Origin of the sequence: Roseibium album (assembly GCF_001404515.1) — a bacterium.
GTDB lineage: Bacteria > Pseudomonadota > Alphaproteobacteria > Rhizobiales > Stappiaceae > Roseibium > Roseibium album.
Genome location: NZ_CXWE01000006.1, coordinates 477,704 through 493,303 on the forward strand (window position 1 = coordinate 477,704; position 15,600 = coordinate 493,303).

13 protein-coding genes are annotated in these 15,600 nt (G+C 56.8%); 8 read left to right on the forward strand and 5 right to left on the reverse strand.

Annotated elements, in window-relative coordinates:
- The first annotated feature begins 61 nt into the window (after positions 1-61).
- On the forward strand, positions 62-787 hold the full coding sequence (locus LA5095_RS21930) for a hypothetical protein (RefSeq protein ID WP_055118758.1): 726 nt from the start codon (positions 62-64) through the stop codon (positions 785-787).
- Positions 788-953: 166 nt separating this feature from the next.
- Here LA5095_RS21930 and tdh read toward each other — a convergent pair whose 3' ends face one another.
- The 4 genes from tdh to LA5095_RS21950 all read right to left on the reverse strand — a co-directional run bounded on the left by tdh (position 954) and on the right by LA5095_RS21950 (position 4,817).
- Complete coding sequence (gene tdh / locus LA5095_RS21935; RefSeq protein WP_055119061.1) at positions 954-1,991, reverse strand: L-threonine 3-dehydrogenase; 1,038 nt, start codon at positions 1,989-1,991, stop codon at positions 954-956.
- Positions 1,991-2,947: a PLP-dependent cysteine synthase family protein gene (locus tag LA5095_RS21940; RefSeq protein WP_082442813.1), complete on the reverse strand. Its 957-nt coding sequence runs from the start codon at positions 2,945-2,947 to the stop codon at positions 1,991-1,993. The genes tdh and LA5095_RS21940 overlap by 1 nt, the downstream gene beginning before the upstream one ends.
- Positions 2,944-4,131, reverse strand: a complete 1,188-nt coding sequence (locus LA5095_RS21945) for a glycine C-acetyltransferase (RefSeq protein WP_055119065.1) — start codon at positions 4,129-4,131, stop codon at positions 2,944-2,946. The genes LA5095_RS21940 and LA5095_RS21945 overlap by 4 nt, the downstream gene beginning before the upstream one ends.
- A 125-nt stretch (positions 4,132-4,256) precedes the next feature.
- Positions 4,257-4,817 (reverse strand): helix-turn-helix domain-containing protein, encoded by a 561-nt coding sequence (locus tag LA5095_RS21950; RefSeq protein WP_029062348.1) that lies wholly within the window; start codon positions 4,815-4,817, stop codon positions 4,257-4,259.
- A 516-nt stretch (positions 4,818-5,333) separates the two neighbouring features.
- Here LA5095_RS21950 and LA5095_RS21955 point away from each other — a divergent pair.
- Positions 5,334-7,004 (forward strand): formate--tetrahydrofolate ligase, encoded by a 1,671-nt coding sequence (locus LA5095_RS21955; protein WP_055118760.1) that lies wholly within the window; start codon positions 5,334-5,336, stop codon positions 7,002-7,004.
- A gap of 74 nt (positions 7,005-7,078) precedes the next feature.
- On the opposite strand, the gene LA5095_RS21960 is transcribed toward LA5095_RS21955, so the two are convergent.
- A complete protein-coding gene (locus LA5095_RS21960) occupies positions 7,079-9,493 on the reverse strand; it encodes a hypothetical protein (protein WP_055118762.1) in 2,415 nt (804 codons plus the stop codon).
- Between the two features lie 209 nt (positions 9,494-9,702).
- Here LA5095_RS21960 and LA5095_RS21965 point away from each other — a divergent pair, with 209 nt between their 5' ends.
- The 6 genes from LA5095_RS21965 to LA5095_RS21990 all read left to right on the forward strand — a co-directional run bounded on the left by LA5095_RS21965 (position 9,703) and on the right by LA5095_RS21990 (position 15,537).
- A complete protein-coding gene (locus LA5095_RS21965) occupies positions 9,703-10,407 on the forward strand; it encodes a corrinoid protein (RefSeq protein WP_055118764.1) in 705 nt (234 codons plus the stop codon).
- Positions 10,408-10,432: 25 nt separating this feature from the next.
- Positions 10,433-11,080 (forward strand): DUF1638 domain-containing protein, encoded by a 648-nt coding sequence (locus LA5095_RS21970; protein ID WP_055118766.1) that lies wholly within the window; start codon positions 10,433-10,435, stop codon positions 11,078-11,080.
- A gap of 103 nt (positions 11,081-11,183) precedes the next feature.
- A complete protein-coding gene (locus LA5095_RS21975) occupies positions 11,184-11,486 on the forward strand; it encodes a virulence factor (RefSeq protein ID WP_055118768.1) in 303 nt (100 codons plus the stop codon).
- Positions 11,479-12,369, forward strand: coding sequence for a methylenetetrahydrofolate reductase (locus tag LA5095_RS21980; protein WP_055118770.1), 891 nt, complete (start codon positions 11,479-11,481; stop codon positions 12,367-12,369). Before LA5095_RS21975 ends, LA5095_RS21980 begins: the two co-directional genes overlap by 8 nt.
- Positions 12,370-13,326, forward strand: a complete 957-nt coding sequence (locus tag LA5095_RS21985; protein WP_055118771.1) for a methyltetrahydrofolate cobalamin methyltransferase — start codon at positions 12,370-12,372, stop codon at positions 13,324-13,326.
- A gap of 177 nt (positions 13,327-13,503) precedes the next feature.
- Positions 13,504-15,537, forward strand: a complete 2,034-nt coding sequence (locus LA5095_RS21990) for an ASKHA domain-containing protein (protein ID WP_055118774.1) — start codon at positions 13,504-13,506, stop codon at positions 15,535-15,537.
- Positions 15,538-15,600 lie beyond the last annotated feature (63 nt).

A 15,600-nucleotide genomic window follows, 5' to 3' on the forward strand; every position in this document is an offset into this window, starting at 1 on the left:
ATGCTTAATCAAATCAACACCAATTCGGAGCAGATTAAATTCCTGAAACCGGAGATTGGCAATGCCGCCTGCAGCCAAAAAGACCGCAATCCAATGGCCTAAACTCAGCGGCCCCCACATCTGCATGGGCGCAGGACAGCAGGCCCTTGATCTGGCGCGCAAGGGCCTCTTGAGCGCCGCGGAGATGAGAGGCGAAAGTCTCAGCCAAGCCGAGATAGCGACGGTCTTCGAATTCATCGCCGCTTCGCAGAACCTCTTCGACATTTATCGTTCGAATTACGAAGCATGTGGTCAGGTACACAAGAAACAACCCTTTGTCGGCGCGAACAAAGACTTCTTTGCAATGTCCGTCTTGCGCTTCCTCTGTTTCGACATCGTCAGGAAGGTTTTCGACAGACAGATCGCGCGAACGGACGATAATTGGGAAATCGAATTTCTGCACGCGTTCAGCCTGTATATCTGTCAAACGAGCAATGCAGGTTTTGTCGAGGATCTTTCTTCCGCCTATCGCATGCTTGCGAAGGAACACGGCAATTCAATCACGGCAGTCACGATTGCAAATGACAGGACCATTCGTGAGATTGTTGCCCGCGCAGCCGATGATTTTCCCTCCGATCATACCGACTTCGTGAACTTCTCGAATGCTGTCAACAAAGCGCTTTCCGACAGGTACAACAATTACGGCCCCTCTCCGATCAAGGTGTCGGAACCGCTTGTCGAAAAGTTCTTTTCTCAGCTCTGGTCGGATTCCAAACGAAATTACTTCCGCCAGATTGCACTGGGCTGACATCGGACTGACTGACGCGTCGCTGTCCGCGTCTCGTGAACCGGTAATATCGGTTCCACGAGGACGAACCTCCGAGGGTTTCCGTCAAAGCGGCCCAAAAGATATCACGTGGAAGTTTCGCTGCCGGCTGCATCAATCATGCCGCAATACCGGGCAACTTTCTTTCTCAGGTCCAGCTCAGGACAACCTTTCCCGCCTCACCAGATTTCATTGCGGCAAAACCGGCTTCAAAATCGTCGACGGCGAAGCGATGGGTGATCACGTTGCGTACATCCAGTCCATTTTGCAGCATCGCAATCATCTTGTACCAGGTCTCGAAGATCTCGCGCCCGTACACCCCCTTGATCGTGATCGCCTTGAAGACAATCCGTGACCAGTCAACGGGCGATTTTCCAGGCGGAATGCCCAACAACGCAATGCGACCGCCCATGACAAGGTTTTCGACCATCTGATCGAGCGCAGCCTGACTTCCGGACATTTCCAGCCCGACGTCGAAGCCTTCCCGCATTCCGAGTTTCTGTTCGATTCCCTTCAGATCTTCCCTGGCCACGTTTACCGGCACAACATCGACCACCTTTGCGGCCAGGTCCAGCCGCGCCTGGTTGATGTCGGTGATCACAACGTTGCGCGCGCCAACGTGACGGGCAACGGCAGCCGCCATGATGCCGATCGGCCCAGCTCCGGTGACCAGAACATCCTCACCGACAAGATCAAAACTCAGAGCCGTGTGAACCGCGTTTCCGAGCGGGTCGAGGATTGCTCCGATTTCATCGTCGATTTCATCTGGCAATGGAACCACGTTGAAGGCAGGCAGACACAGATACTCGGCAAATGCCCCCTGCTCGTTCACACCGATCCCGCGCGTTTCCGGATCGAGATGGAACTTGCCGGCGCGTGACTGGCGGGACTGCTTGCCGATCAGGTGACCTTCTCCCGAACAACGCTGCCCGATCTCGAATTCCGTGACGTTCCTTCCAAGTTCCACGATCTCGCCGGCAAATTCATGACCGGTGATCAGGGGGACAGGCACAGTCCTCGCAGCCCAGTCATCCCAATTCCAGATATGGATGTCGGTTCCGCAGATACCGGTCTTGTGGATCTTGATCAGAACTTCGTCCGGTCCGATCTCCGGCACCGGTGCCCGGGTCATCCAGAGCCCTTCGCGCGGCTCTAACTTGCTGAGGGCCTTCATCTGGTTGCTCATCATTCGGTCTCCCACAGATCGGTGGAAAGGTATTTCAATCCGCTGTCGCAGATGACGATGGCGACACACCCGCCCTTTTCCGGGCCTTTCAGAAGCTGAACGGCGCCGGCAAGATTTGCTCCGGCAGAGTAGCCCCCGAAGATGCCTTCCATGCGTGCCAGCAGACGGACATGTTTGCGCGCATCCTCGCCGGATACTGACAAATAGCCCGCGAGCGGAACATCGCGCAGGTGGTCGAGGTCATTCATGGCATAACCGCCTCCCTGGATAGGGTGCTCGGGTGATGTGACCGGCGAACCTGACAGGGCTTCCGCACCGGCCGGTTCCACTGCATAGGAATTCACTCCCTTTTGCGCCAGGAAGCGGGTCACACCCGCCAGGGTGCCACCGGATCCGGCAAAATCACAAAACGCGGTCACCGTCCCTTCCGACTGTGCCCAGATCTCCGGGCCAGTTCCGGTCTCATGCGCTTCCGGGTTGCCGAAATGACCGAACTGATCGGCCCTGAAGGCGTTGCGTTCGGCGGTTATCTCTTTTGCAACCTCATCTACCAACGCCAGATCCGCACCGGAAACTTCACCCGGACGGCTGTTTTCCGACTGTGGAACGATGACGACTTCAGCCCCGAGAGCTCGCATCATCTTCGCGCGCTCGCTTGAGTTTCCCGCGCTCATGACGGCAACGAACGGATGTCCCAGCACGCCGCAGACAATAGCCAACCCGGTTCCCATGTTGCCGGACGTCAGTTCGACCACTGTCTGCCCGGGGCGCAGCGACCCGTTTTCGCGCGCCGCCGTCACGATCGACCGGGCCGCCCTGTCCTTCTTGGAAAAGCCGGGCAGCAGGTAGTCCAGCTTCGCGATTATCCGCCCGTCCAGATCCAGCGCCCGGCCGATCCTGGAGAGTTCAACCATCGGGGTCTGGCCGATGGTTTCAATGACCGAACCAAAAATCACGCCAGGACCCCGGTCGCCTTGCCCGCCTTTGCGAATGCCTCCAGAGCGCGATCCAGATCGTTTCTTGTCAGAGAAGCGTTCATCTGGGTTCGAATTCGCGCCTGCCCACGGGGAACCACCGGAAAAAAGAAACCGGAAACATAGACCCCTTCTTCGAACAAGGCCGCTGCCATTGCCTGTGCCAGCTTCGCTTCGCCAAGCATGACCGGAATGATCGGATGCTCGCCGGGGAGAAGGTCAAAACCGAGAGTTTCCAACCCTTTGCGCCAGTAGTTCGCATTTTCGAAAAGGTTGCGGCGAAGATCGTCACCCTCTTCGACCAGACGAATTGCTTCCAGCCCGCTCATGACGACGGCCGGCGGGAGTGAATTGGAAAAGAGGTAGGGGCGCGCACGCTGGCGAAGAAGATCGACAACAGGCTGAGGGCCGGCAATGTAGCCTCCGATACCACCGCCAAGCGCCTTGCCGAGCGTGCCGGTCAGAATATCGACATCAACACCAAAATGTGCCGGTGTCCCCTCACCCTTTGGTCCCATGAAGCCGGTCGCATGGCAGTCGTCAACCATGACCAGGGCGTCGTACTTCTGAGCAAGCGCCGTTACTTCCGGCAATTTCGCCAGGTATCCGTCCATGGAAAAAACGCCGTCGGTGGCAATCATGATGTGACGGGCCCCGTCCTCGCGCGCCTCTTTCAGTTTCGCTTCCAGATCCGTCATATCGGAATTTTGATATCGGAAGCGTCTGGCCTTGCACAAGCGGATGCCGTCAATGATCGAGGCATGATTTAGCGCGTCCGATATGATCGCGTCTTCCGGCCCCAGAAGCGGTTCGAACAAGCCTCCATTGGCATCGAAACAAGCAGCGAAAAGAATGGAGTCTTCCTTGCCCAGAAACTGTGCCAGACGCTGTTCCAGCTGACGGTGAATGTCCTGGGTGCCACAGATGAAGCGCACTGACGCCATACCGTAACCCTTGGGTTCCAGCGCCTTGCGCGCCGCTTCTTCAAGCGCCGGATGGTCCGCTAGCCCAAGATAGTTGTTGGCGCACAGGTTGATGACCTCACGCCCGCCAACGGTAATCACCCCCCCTTGCGGTGAGGAGATCAGGCGTTCTTTCTTGTAGAGCCCTTCAGCCTCGATTTCCTTCAAGGTTTCGGCGATATGAGACAGAAAGGCATCAGACACGACAGGACTCCGGCAAAATGGAAATTTCATCCATTATACCGGATTTTTTTTCAAATAAAAGACGCTTCTTCCATTATGTCGGAATTCGCACCGCGCGCAGTTCGGATAGTTGCAGGAGTGGCGTCCTAGACGTTCACAACCAACAGGATCGCCCGTGCGGGCCCGCTGACGGCTTCGATGCAATGCGGCACATCGGCGGCGTATCGGGCCGTGTCACCCTTGTCGATGATGCCCTTGGCAACCCCCGAGGTCACTTCAAGACGCCCTTCCTCGGCAATCAGTTGCTCCCGGGTCCCACGCTCGTGCGGCTTGCTGTCCAGTCTGCCACCCTTGGCAAAGATGAGCTCGTAGACCTCCAGCTTTCCGGTGTCCTGTGGCGGCGAGAGTATTCGAATCTTGCATCCGTCGCCGGCACGGTCCAGCGCCGGGGTCTGGTGGTCGTGCAAGATCTCGACCCTGTCTTCCGCAGCTTCTTCCCCCAACAACCCGGCGAAGTCGACATCCAGCGCCCTTGTCAGGTTGAGCAATGTTGCAACGGTTGGATTCGACTCGCCGCGTTCGATCTGACTGACCATCGAGCGGGAAACGCCGGAGAGTTTCTCAACCGCTTCCAGTGACAGGCCTTGCGCACGCCGGGCGTTTTTCAGGCGTTCGGGAAGACGGGATAAGATGTCTGAATCTGTCATGCCGGAATAAGCCCGCGCCTTTGCAAATGAGGTCGAAATGGTGGAGGTGAATTGCCTGGATTCGAGACGCAAGCTCGCAGGAAAGTGTTCGATTTTCAAGTGCGGGCAGCATTGTAGCAGGGCAAATTCATCCCATCGCAAAGCGGCGTCAACGCGGCTTTGATTTGCGACATCAAGCCGCTAGAGCGAACGCCGAACCCGCTTTTTGCGTTTTTAAGAGCCGATATTCGACGTGTCTGACACCACTTCAATCTCATTAATGAAGGTATGGCCATGGGCCCACTTCGCCGAATTTCACAATGTGCCGTTTTTTAAATGCCTGTTTCAGGACAGAAACCTGCTGATTCCACAACTGGTTCGCCGCACCACTCGGCATCGTCGTTTCCGGAGTGCATCCTGTCGCATTCGGAACACATGCTGCAGTGCGCTCTCACATAGCGTGCCGTCAGTCGCCGGCGGGTACGTTACCTTGCCGGCCCAAGCCAGTTTTCAAGGACACGCCGCGGAGAAAAACCAATGGCAAGCGATATCGAAATTGCCCGTGCAGCCAAGATGAAACCGATCCAGGAGATCGGTGACCGGCTGAACATACCCGATGAATCCCTCCTGCCCTACGGCCGGACAAAAGCAAAGATTTCGGCGGAGTTCATCGAGGGCCTAGTTGGGCGCGAAAACGGCAAATTGATCCTCGTCACCGCGATCAATCCGACACCTGCCGGCGAAGGCAAGACCACGACGACTGTGGGTCTCGGCGACGGTCTCAACAAGATTGGCAAGAACGCCATGATCTGCCTGCGCGAACCGTCCCTGGGACCGTGCTTCGGCATGAAAGGCGGCGCAGCCGGCGGTGGCTATGCGCAGGTCGTCCCCATGGAAGACATCAACCTGCATTTCACGGGTGATTTCCATGCCATCACATCTGCACACAACCTCCTCTCCGCCCTGATCGAGAATCACATCTACTGGGGCAACGAACTCGGCATCGATCAGCGCCGCGTTGTCTGGCGCCGCGTGCTCGACATGAACGACCGTGCGCTGCGTTCGATCGTCTGCTCGCTCGGTGGTGTCGCCAACGGCTTCCCGCGTGAGGGCGGTTTCGACATCACGGTTGCTTCCGAGATCATGGCAATCCTCTGCCTGGCAACAGATCTGGAAGACCTGCAGACACGTCTTGGTGACATTATCGTCGCCTACCGCCGCGACCGCTCGCCGATCCGCGCACGTGACCTGGAAGCCGACGGTGCAATGACAGTGCTTTTGAAGGAAGCGCTGCAGCCGAACCTGGTCCAGACGCTGGAAAACAATCCGGCCTTTATCCACGGTGGTCCGTTCGCCAACATCGCCCATGGCTGCAACTCGGTCGTTGCGACCCAGTCAGCCCTCAAACTTGCAGACTACGTGGTCACGGAAGCCGGTTTCGGCGCTGACCTCGGTGCCGAGAAGTTCTTTGACATCAAGTGCCGCAAGGCCGGCCTTTCACCTGATGCAGTCGTGATCGTCGCCACGATCAAGGCACTGAAGATGAACGGTGGTATCGCCAAGGAAGATCTTGGAACGGAGAACGTCGATGCAGTCGCCAAGGGCTGTGCCAACCTTGGCCGCCATATCGAGAACGTCAAGCAGTTCGGCGTTCCGGCGGTCGTTGCCATCAACCACTTCACTGCAGACACGGAAGCTGAAGTCCAGGCCGTCAAGGACTACTGCGCCGATCTCGGCGTCGATGCGATCCTGGCAACGCACTGGGCCAACGGCTCTGCAGGCACGGAAGAGCTGGCGGTAAGGGTTGCAGAACTTGCTGAAAGCGGTGCGGCCCAGTTTGCTCCGCTTTACGAGGACGGACTTTCCCTGTTTGAAAAGATCGAGACCGTGGCAAAACGGATCTACCGGGCGGACGAGGTTCTTGCGGACAAGTCAGTGCGGGATCAGCTCAAGCGCTGGGAAGCCGATGGCTTCGGCGATTTGCCGGTGTGCATGGCCAAGACGCAATATTCATTCTCCACCGATCCGCAGCTTCGCGGCGCACCGACCGGCCACAGCCTGCCGGTCCGCGAAGTTCGGTTGTCGGCAGGCGCCGGTTTCATTGTCGCGATCTGCGGTGAAATCATGACCATGCCCGGTCTTCCGCGCGTGCCGTCAGCGAACCATATCCGGCTGGATGACAACGGCCAGATCGAAGGCCTGTTCTAATCTGTCTAGACCAGAGCAGTTGATTCGGGCGGGTCAATCGACCCGCCCTTTTCTATTGTGAAGATGATGGGCGGCTAGCACACTTTCATGATTGCCCGAAGCTGTTTTGTAAGGCCGAGTGCTGAAAAACTCACCACGGCCTTCGTCCCGAAGTCTGTTTCGTAAGTGATTTCAAAGCCGTTCGCACTCATCATGCCATCGATAAGGTTTGAGTAGTTCTTGTTGTAATTGTCTATTCTCAGACCGTCTTCGCCGACCAGCACGGTTCGTCCAAAAGCTTCCATCATCAAGTAAGTTCGACCTCTCACGCGCAATTGGGCAATTGTGTCCCGCTTCCAATTCCTGAGACGCACACTGATGTTGACCGAATTCCGTTTCCAGTCTGACCCGCGTATCAGAGCGACACCTGCGGGTGATGCACTGCCTGTGAAACCATCCTCGTGAATGGAGAAGGTCGATATTTCACACATGTCGTCGCTCCGGCTCTTCCAGAGACTCCAGTCTTTCGAGGCCGGTCGCTCTTCCGCATCAAAGTAGAGTTTCTGTGGCCGACGCGGTTCGCGAACGACCTGCAGTGGAATTGTCTTCGCCTTTTCGAACAACTCGGAATTCACGTAACCGTTGGCGGTCAAACCAAATCTGCCCTGAATCCGCTTCAAGATTGCGGTGATTGGATTGCTTATGCCGTATTCCTGTTGGCCGAGTTCCCTGAAAAACCCGAGCACCGCGGAGCGTTCCGATTTTTCAAAAAACTCTTCCTGTTGCTCGCTTGGCAGCATTGGCGCCTTGCGGTTCAGGAGTTCGTCGGCCTGTTCGGATGTCAGAAATCCCGTCGGTGCAAAGCCGTTCCGTTCCTGATAGCTGCGCACAACCTCGATCAGGTTCATCCGATACGAAAAGTCCGTGATCATTTCCGGTGACTTAGCCAGCCCGAGATGATAGAGGGCCCGATAGATTTTCTTTTTTTTGTCCAGCGAATATTCCAGCTTCTCCCAAGCGCTGCGCGCGGAAGGCTGCATTTGCGGTGTCTTCTTCTTCGCCAGCAAACCCACGCTCTTTTTCCTGAGCTGGTCCTGCGGGGGTCGATTTCCCAGATCAGCCATCAAGCCAGCAATCTGCCTGTGGGTCAGGTAGCCGGTGGGATTTTTGTCCGCAATGGACTGCTGGTATTTTCGAATACGCTTTACAAGCTCCGGATGCGTCAAATCTGTATTGACGGCCTCGTCCAGGAAAATTCCCCTCTTGTTGAGTGCATTGTAGATCAACGTCAGTTCACGTTCGGAATAGTCGTCGTACCGCCATGACATAACGGGATTGGACCATCTTTTTTTGGCTTGCTTTGTGTCTGCCGGAACAGGTTTGATTTCATGCGCCAGAAGCAGTTCGATCTGAGGTCCGGTGAGAAATCCGGTCGTCGGGAACCTGGACGCATATTGATATCGACGCACCGCTCGGATCAAATCTTCATTGAAGGTGAAATCGACAAGAGGGGCGGCGTGCCACAGGTAACCCAGATCAACCAAGGCGTGGAAAAGAAACTTCTTCTTTTCATCGGGGACCGCGAGTGCAATCCAGATCTGCTTGGGCGTCGGCAAGAGCCATCCGTGCAGTATGCCGTCTGCCTGCCTGCTCGTCAGGTAGCCTGTTTGTTCAGCCCCAACGCTGGACTGAAAGCGTCGCACAGCATCCTTGTTGTGTCCGTCCGACAAACTGTTCGACAACCTGTCGCCCTTCAGAAGTCCGTGGGCGTGGAGAATGTCGAACACATCCTGCTTGTCGGAATCGGAATACCCCGCTGCGCTCCACTCGTTCAGGGGAAACAACAATCGGTCCGGCCCACACGCCCTGTGTTCCCAGAGGTAGGGTTTTCCAGCGTCTGCCTGCAAGTTATCCACCTGGTCTTTGGTGAGGTAGCCTGTGGCGTTCGCTCCATTTTCTTCCTGAAATTCGGTGACGGCGGCGACTACGGCCTCGTCGGTGAGAAAATCTGGAAATGCGGTCCGTCTGGCAGTATGTCCAAGTGCATAAAGCGCCCGGTATAGAACCCGATGATCTTCACAACCCAGGTTCAGGTTCTCGAAAGCCGATTTGGCATTGTTGCCTGCCATGTAAGCACTCTGGCTCGATCGTCCTGCAGCACTGCGCAGCACCTCGACCTGGTCGCTGGTTAAAAACCCCGTCGCCGCGGCTCCGATTGTCCTTTGAAACTCTGCAACTGCCTGGATTGTGCCTTTTCGCAATAGAAAATCCGGTATTTCAAGATCTTCGTTCGCATAGTCGAGCTCCCGCAAGGCGCGATAGACCTCTTGCTTTTCTTCCAGACCCAGCCCGAAGCTGGAAAAGGCCTGGCGCGCCCGCCCAACTTCTTTTGCTTCAATCTGTTGAGCTTCGATCGGTTCTGTTTCCGGCGTATTCACCTCGGCGTGAACATGGAGTTCCGAATACCCAAAGAGAAAAAATACGAGCATTGCCAGATACGTCGATCTCATTCCTTAAATCCGATTTTGATACAAGACACGCTGAACACAACTCTTAATAGTGAAGTTTCCGGCAATCAACAAAGCTGTTCAACTCACGATCAACTCTTCGGCTGTCGCGTAAGCGACTAGCCGTGTCGCATTGGAGATATCGGCGAATCTGCCTTAAGGCATAACATTTTAGGTAGATTAGAGTTACTTGCGCCCAGTTGGAGCTGCCCATGTCCGATGAAGAAGATATCGATCTCGCGTCTCTCTCCGACGACGAGCTTGTCGAGCAGATGCATGACGACCTATATGACGGCCTTCAGGACGAGATCCTCGAAGCCGTGAACATTCTCCTTGAGCGCGGCTGGGTGCCTTATGACGTCCTGACCAAGGCACTCGTTGAAGGCATGCGGATCGTAGGCGTCGATTTCCGGGACGGTATCCTGTTCGTACCGGAAGTTCTGCTGTCGGCCAATGCGATGAAGGCCGGAATGAGCATCCTGCGCCCGTTGCTTGCTGAAACCGGTGCACCGAAAGTCGGCAAGATGGTCATCGGAACGGTGAAGGGCGATATTCATGATATCGGCAAGAACCTCGTCTCCATGATGATGGAAGGCGCCGGCTTCGAAGTCATCGATATCGGCATCAACAACCCGGTCGAGAATTACCTGGCCGCGCTCGAAGAGCACCAGCCGGAAATCCTGGGCATGTCCGCCCTTCTGACCACCACCATGCCTTACATGAAAGTCGTGATCGACGAGATGAAGGCGAAAGGCATCCGTGACGACTACATCGTGCTTGTCGGCGGTGCACCGCTGAACGAGGAATTCGGTGAAGCTGTGGGAGCGGACGGGTATTGCCGCGATGCAGCCGTCGCGGTGGAAATGGCAAAAGACCTGATCGCCCGCCGTCACAACCAACTCGCCTCCAAAGGCTGAGACGGTGTTTGAAGGGGCTGCCGACATGCATTCCGGCGAGCCTCTTTTTCCGTTCGAGACAGATCAGGACGCAAACAACAAGATCGGCCGCGTCCTGATCATCGCTTGCGGTGCGCTCGCACGCGAGATTGTCGCCATTCGTGATCTGAATGGCCTCGACCATATCGACCTCACCTGCCTGCCGGCCAAGCTGCACAACACACCGGACAAGATACCCGACGAGGTCCGTCGCGCTATTTTGCTGAACCAGGACGTTTATTCCGAAATCCTCATCGGCTACGGCGACTGTGGAACCGGTGGCCTTCTTGACAAGGTGCTGGAGGAAACCGGCGCCAAACGCATCGAAGGAGCGCACTGCTACGCGTTCTTTTCCGGCCTGGAAGAATTCGAAAAAATTTCAGAGGAAGAACTCGGCACATTTTATCTGACCGATTTCCTTGCACGCCACTTCCAGACAATGGTCATCGAACCGCTCGGTCTCGACTGGCATCCGCATCTCAGGGACATGTATTTCGCCCACTACAAGCGGCTCGTCTATCTCGCACAGACGGACAATCCGAAACTTGAAACAGCTGCCCGCGAGGCCGCCGAGAGGCTCCAGCTGGAATTTGAAATCCGCCGAACAGGATACGGGATGCTTTCGACCTTTCTCGGCGGCACGAACGAACCTTGATACGGCTTATTGGACAGGTCGGTTTTCAGCACGCTCATGCCGCTATCAGGCGACCTGAAAATAGTGACTTCCGGCAAACATGCTCTCAGAGGAAAGAGAGAAAATGGCGCAGAAAATTTTCGTTTTTTGGCGTGATATCCCGGCGCAGATCCTGGTGAAAAAGGGACGCAAGTCGGCGCGCCGAGAATTGCCTGCCATGTTCATGGAGGCGATTGATGCCTGTGCCATGCGCGTCGGAGCCAAGGACAGCGAAGCTTACATGGCCGAATGGCGCCGAAGCGATCCCGTCGAGGTCTCTGACGACCTGGAGACGGAGGCGGAAACGGCATTGAGCGAATTGCTCGCCGCCTATCCGAAAGACCGATTGAAAACCCTTCTTGCAAGTGGAGGCACCGAGAATGACTGAGCAGCGCCTGTTGGCCAATGGGCGCCTCGCCGCCTCCACCGAGATGTCACCGAAACAGGTGGTCGAAAAATCCGAGGTTCTGGTGAACATTCCCACCGGCACACAGGTTTATGTGACCGACCTGGGCAACGCTTCGGAAGACATGATTGTCCAGGCGACGCGCACGCTGACGGACCGCAATCTCATTGCCGTGCCGCACATGGCCGCGCGTCGCTATCCGTCTCTCGAGGCTTTCGAACGCAGGATCACACGCCTGACACAGGAAGGTGGTGCGACCGAAGTACTGGCGATTGCCGGCGAAGCTGAAAAAGCCGGTCCGCTGACCTCGTCGGTTGCCCTGCTTGAGACCGGTCTGTTCGACAAACTCGGCATCCGGAAAATTGCGGTCGCAGGTCATCCTGAAGGCGCTCCCGACATCAAGCCGGATGCAATCAGGTCCTTCTTGATGCGCAAACACGAACTGGCTGCCGAAAGCGATGCGGACTTCCGGATCGTGACGCAGTTCGGCTTCGACCCGCACCGCGTCAGCCTCTGGCTGGACGAGCTGCGTGATTGGGGAAATGCCTTCCCCGTTCACATTGGCGTCGCAGGGCCGGCCAAGATGACGACACTTCTGAAATACGCCGCGTTTGCGGGTGTCGAAAACTCTCTGAACTTTCTGAAGAAACGCGGTGGTGCGGTGGTCTCCATGCTGGCCGGGTACGATCCGAACACAATGGTGGAGCCACTGGAGACACGTGTCACCAGCCAACCGGGAGCACAGCTCGAGCAGATCCACGTCTATCCTTTTGGTGGGATCCAGAAAACCGCGGACTGGCTGCACGGCCGCGGGAGCTGGTCCTTTCAACCCTCATCATCCCTGACTGCCAACGAGAGCGCCTAAATGACACGCACAGTCGTCGCATCCGCCACAAAGGAAATCATCATCGGTTTCGACCAACCGTTCTGCGTAATCGGCGAGCGGATCAATCCGACCGGACGCAAGAAACTGGCGGCCGAGATGGTTGAGGGCAACTTCGAAACGGTGAAGGCCGATGCCCTGGCACAGGTCGCCGCCGGCGCCACAATGCTTGACATCAACGCGGGAGTGACCGCTGTCAACCCGAACGAAACCGAGCCCCCGCTTCTGGTTAAAACCCTTGAGATAGTTCAAGGACTTACAGACATTCCTTTGTCTATCGATTCATCCGTAACCGAAGCCATCAAGGCCGGTCTTGAAACGGCCAAGGGCCGCCCGCTGGTAAATTCGGTGACAGGTGAGGAAGAAAAGCTCGAGGCAATCCTGCCGCTGATCAAGAAATACGATGTTCCCGTGGTTGCCATTTCGAACGACGAAACGGGTATTTCGGAAGATCCGGATGTCCGCTTCGCGGTAGCCAAGAAGATCGTGGAGCGTGCCGCCGATTTCGGCATCCCTGCGCACGATATTGTCGTCGACCCGCTCGTCATGCCGATCGGTGCCATGGGAACGGCTGGACTCCAGGTCTTCAAGCTGTTGCGTCGTCTACGCGACGAGTTGAAGGTCAACACGACTTGCGGCCTGTCCAACGTTTCCTTCGGCCTGCCGCACCGGCACGGCATCAACGCCGGCTTCATCCCGATGGTAATCGGTGCCGGCATGACGTCAGCAATCATGAACCCGTGCCGCCCACAGGAAATGGAAGCGGTTCGTGCCGCCAACGTGCTGAACGGGACTGACCCGAACTGCCAGGAATGGATCATGACATACCGGGATCACAAGCCGGCCGCCGCAGGTGCAACGGCAGCACCGGCGGAAGGTGGTGCCTCTTCCGGTGGACGCCGGAGAGGAGGCCGTGCAGCGCGGCTTTCTGCAGGCTGAAGGGTTCGATACAAATCGGGACGGTTTCACTGTCCTGCCTGAAACGGCTGAAACGCCTCAATCCCCTTCCCCTTTTTCCGGGGAGGGGTTTTGTACTCAGTGACCACGATATGCAGGAGATGTCCGAGACGGACGTTTTGAACTGCCGGATGTCCCAGACAGATATTTGAAGCGCTCATGACCGAAGACAGCAAAACAGCAAAAGTCGTTTTCCAGCCAAGTGGCCGGCGAGGTACATTTACTGTCGGAACTCCGCTTCTGGATGCGGCCCGGTCCCTGGGTGTCTATGTCGAATCCGTCTGTGGCGGGCGCGGTATTTGCGGTCGCTGCCAGGTGGCCGTCTCGGAAGGCACTTTTGCCAAGGAGAACCTGACAAGCGTCGCCGATAACCTTGAAGGTGCGACAGAGGCGGAAACACGTTACGCGACCCTGCGCAATCTGCCTGCCGACCGGCGCCTGTCCTGCCAGGCAAGGATTCTGGGCGACCTGGTCATCGACATCCCGACGGATGCTCAGACAAATCGCCAGGTGGTGCGCAAACGCGCCGAGGCCAAGCATATCGACGCTGACAGCGCCGTTACGCTCGTGACGGTCTCGATCGTCGAACCAGACATGGAAACGCCGCGCGGGGATATCGACCGTCTGCGGGAAGCGATTGCAGCAGAAACCGGAATTGGCGATCTGACAGTTGATCCGCTGCTGTTGCCCCGAGTGCAAACTATCTTGCGGTCCGGGAAATGGACCGTTACTGCGGCAGTTTATGTCGATGCGTCCATTCAACCGACTGTCACCGCACTGTGGCCGGGGAAAAAAAACGCCGTTTACGGCCTTGCCGTCGATATCGGTTCGACAACCATCGCTGCCCATCTGTGCAACCTCAGGAATGGCCGCACCGTCTCGTCAGCCGGAACTTCCAATCCGCAGATCCGGTTCGGTGAAGACCTGATGTCACGGGTGTCCTATGTGCAGATGAACCCCTCCAAGCTTCCCGATCTGACCAAAGCGGTGCGTGATGCCATCAATTCGCTGATCGGCAAGCTTGTCGGAGATGTCGGCGCCGAACGGTCAGATGTTCTGGACGCAACGTTTGTCGGCAACCCGGTGATGCACCATCTCTTTCTCGGCATCGATCCGGTTGAGCTTGGTGGCGCCCCGTTTGCCCTGGCTGCGTCCGACGCAATGGTGTTGCCTGCCCGCGACCTCGATCTGGAACTCAATCCAGGTGCGCGCGTCTACATGTTGCCGTGTATTGCCGGTCATGTCGGTGCGGATGCCGCTGCCGCAACGCTCTCTGAAAGCCCTTACAGCCACGACGAGATCACGCTGCTTGTCGACGTCGGTACGAATGCCGAGATCGTTCTCGGAAACAAGGACCGGTTGCTGGCAGCCTCCTCACCGACCGGTCCGGCATTTGAAGGAGCCGAAATCTCATCGGGTCAACGCGCCGCTCCCGGTGCGATTGAACGCCTTCGCATCGACAAGGAAACACTTGAACCCCGTTTCAAGGTGATCGGCGTTGACGAATGGTCGGACGAGGAAGGATTTTCGGAAAAAATAGACAGTGTCGGTGTCACAGGCATCTGCGGCTCGGGCATTATCGAAGCTGTCGCAGAGATGTATCTTGCCGGACTGATCACCGAGAATGGTGTCATCGATGGGGCCATGGCCGAGCGGACACAGCGCATCAGGTCCAATGGACGTACCTTTTCCTATGTCATCGCAGACGAGAACATCGAGATTTCGATCCTGCAGACGGATATCCGTGCCATCCAGCTGGCGAAAGGTGCGCTCTACGCCGGTGTGAAACTCCTTCAGGACAAGCTCGGCACTTACGCGCTGGAGCGAATTCGCCTTGCAGGTGCATTCGGCAGCTATATCGATCCTAAATACGCGATGATCCTCGGCCTCATTCCCGATTGCCCGCTCGAAGGCGTTTCCGGGGTTGGCAATGCAGCCGGAACGGGAGCGCGCATGGCATTGTTGAACCGGGGATACAGGCGCGAAATCGAACAAACGGTTCGTGACATCGAGAAGATCGAGACTGCCCTGGAACCGAAATTCCAGGAACATTTCGTCAATGCCATGGCGCTGCCGAACAAGGTTGACCAATTCCCGAACCTCAGGTCCGCAATCGAATTGCCCGAGCGCAAGGAACAGCCAACCACCGATGCCTCAGGGGGTGAGCGACGCCGTCGGCGTCGCAGGGGATAGGCAACTGTACCCGGCTCGAATGAGGTGACCCTTTGCGTGCGTCTTGTGAACTGACGGTCTCCG

Bases quoted from the DNA above. Each gene is read 5' to 3' on its own strand.
- LA5095_RS21930 (WP_055118758.1), top strand. From the start codon at position 62: ATGCCGCCTGCAGCCAAAAAGACCGCAATCCAATGGCCTAAACTCAGC.
- tdh (WP_055119061.1), bottom strand. From the start codon at position 1,991: ATGAGCAACCAGATGAAGGCCCTCAGCAAGTTAGAGCCGCGCGAAGGG.
- LA5095_RS21950 (WP_029062348.1), bottom strand. From the start codon at position 4,817: ATGACAGATTCAGACATCTTATCCCGTCTTCCCGAACGCCTGAAAAAC.
- LA5095_RS21955 (WP_055118760.1), top strand. From the start codon at position 5,334: ATGGCAAGCGATATCGAAATTGCCCGTGCAGCCAAGATGAAACCGATC.
- LA5095_RS21960 (WP_055118762.1), bottom strand. From the start codon at position 9,493: ATGAGATCGACGTATCTGGCAATGCTCGTATTTTTTCTCTTTGGGTAT.
- LA5095_RS21965 (WP_055118764.1), top strand. From the start codon at position 9,703: ATGTCCGATGAAGAAGATATCGATCTCGCGTCTCTCTCCGACGACGAG.
- LA5095_RS21970 (WP_055118766.1), top strand. From the start codon at position 10,433: ATGCATTCCGGCGAGCCTCTTTTTCCGTTCGAGACAGATCAGGACGCA.
- LA5095_RS21975 (WP_055118768.1), top strand. From the start codon at position 11,184: ATGGCGCAGAAAATTTTCGTTTTTTGGCGTGATATCCCGGCGCAGATC.
- LA5095_RS21980 (WP_055118770.1), top strand. From the start codon at position 11,479: ATGACTGAGCAGCGCCTGTTGGCCAATGGGCGCCTCGCCGCCTCCACC.
- LA5095_RS21985 (WP_055118771.1), top strand. From the start codon at position 12,370: ATGACACGCACAGTCGTCGCATCCGCCACAAAGGAAATCATCATCGGT.
- LA5095_RS21990 (WP_055118774.1), top strand. From the start codon at position 13,504: ATGACCGAAGACAGCAAAACAGCAAAAGTCGTTTTCCAGCCAAGTGGC.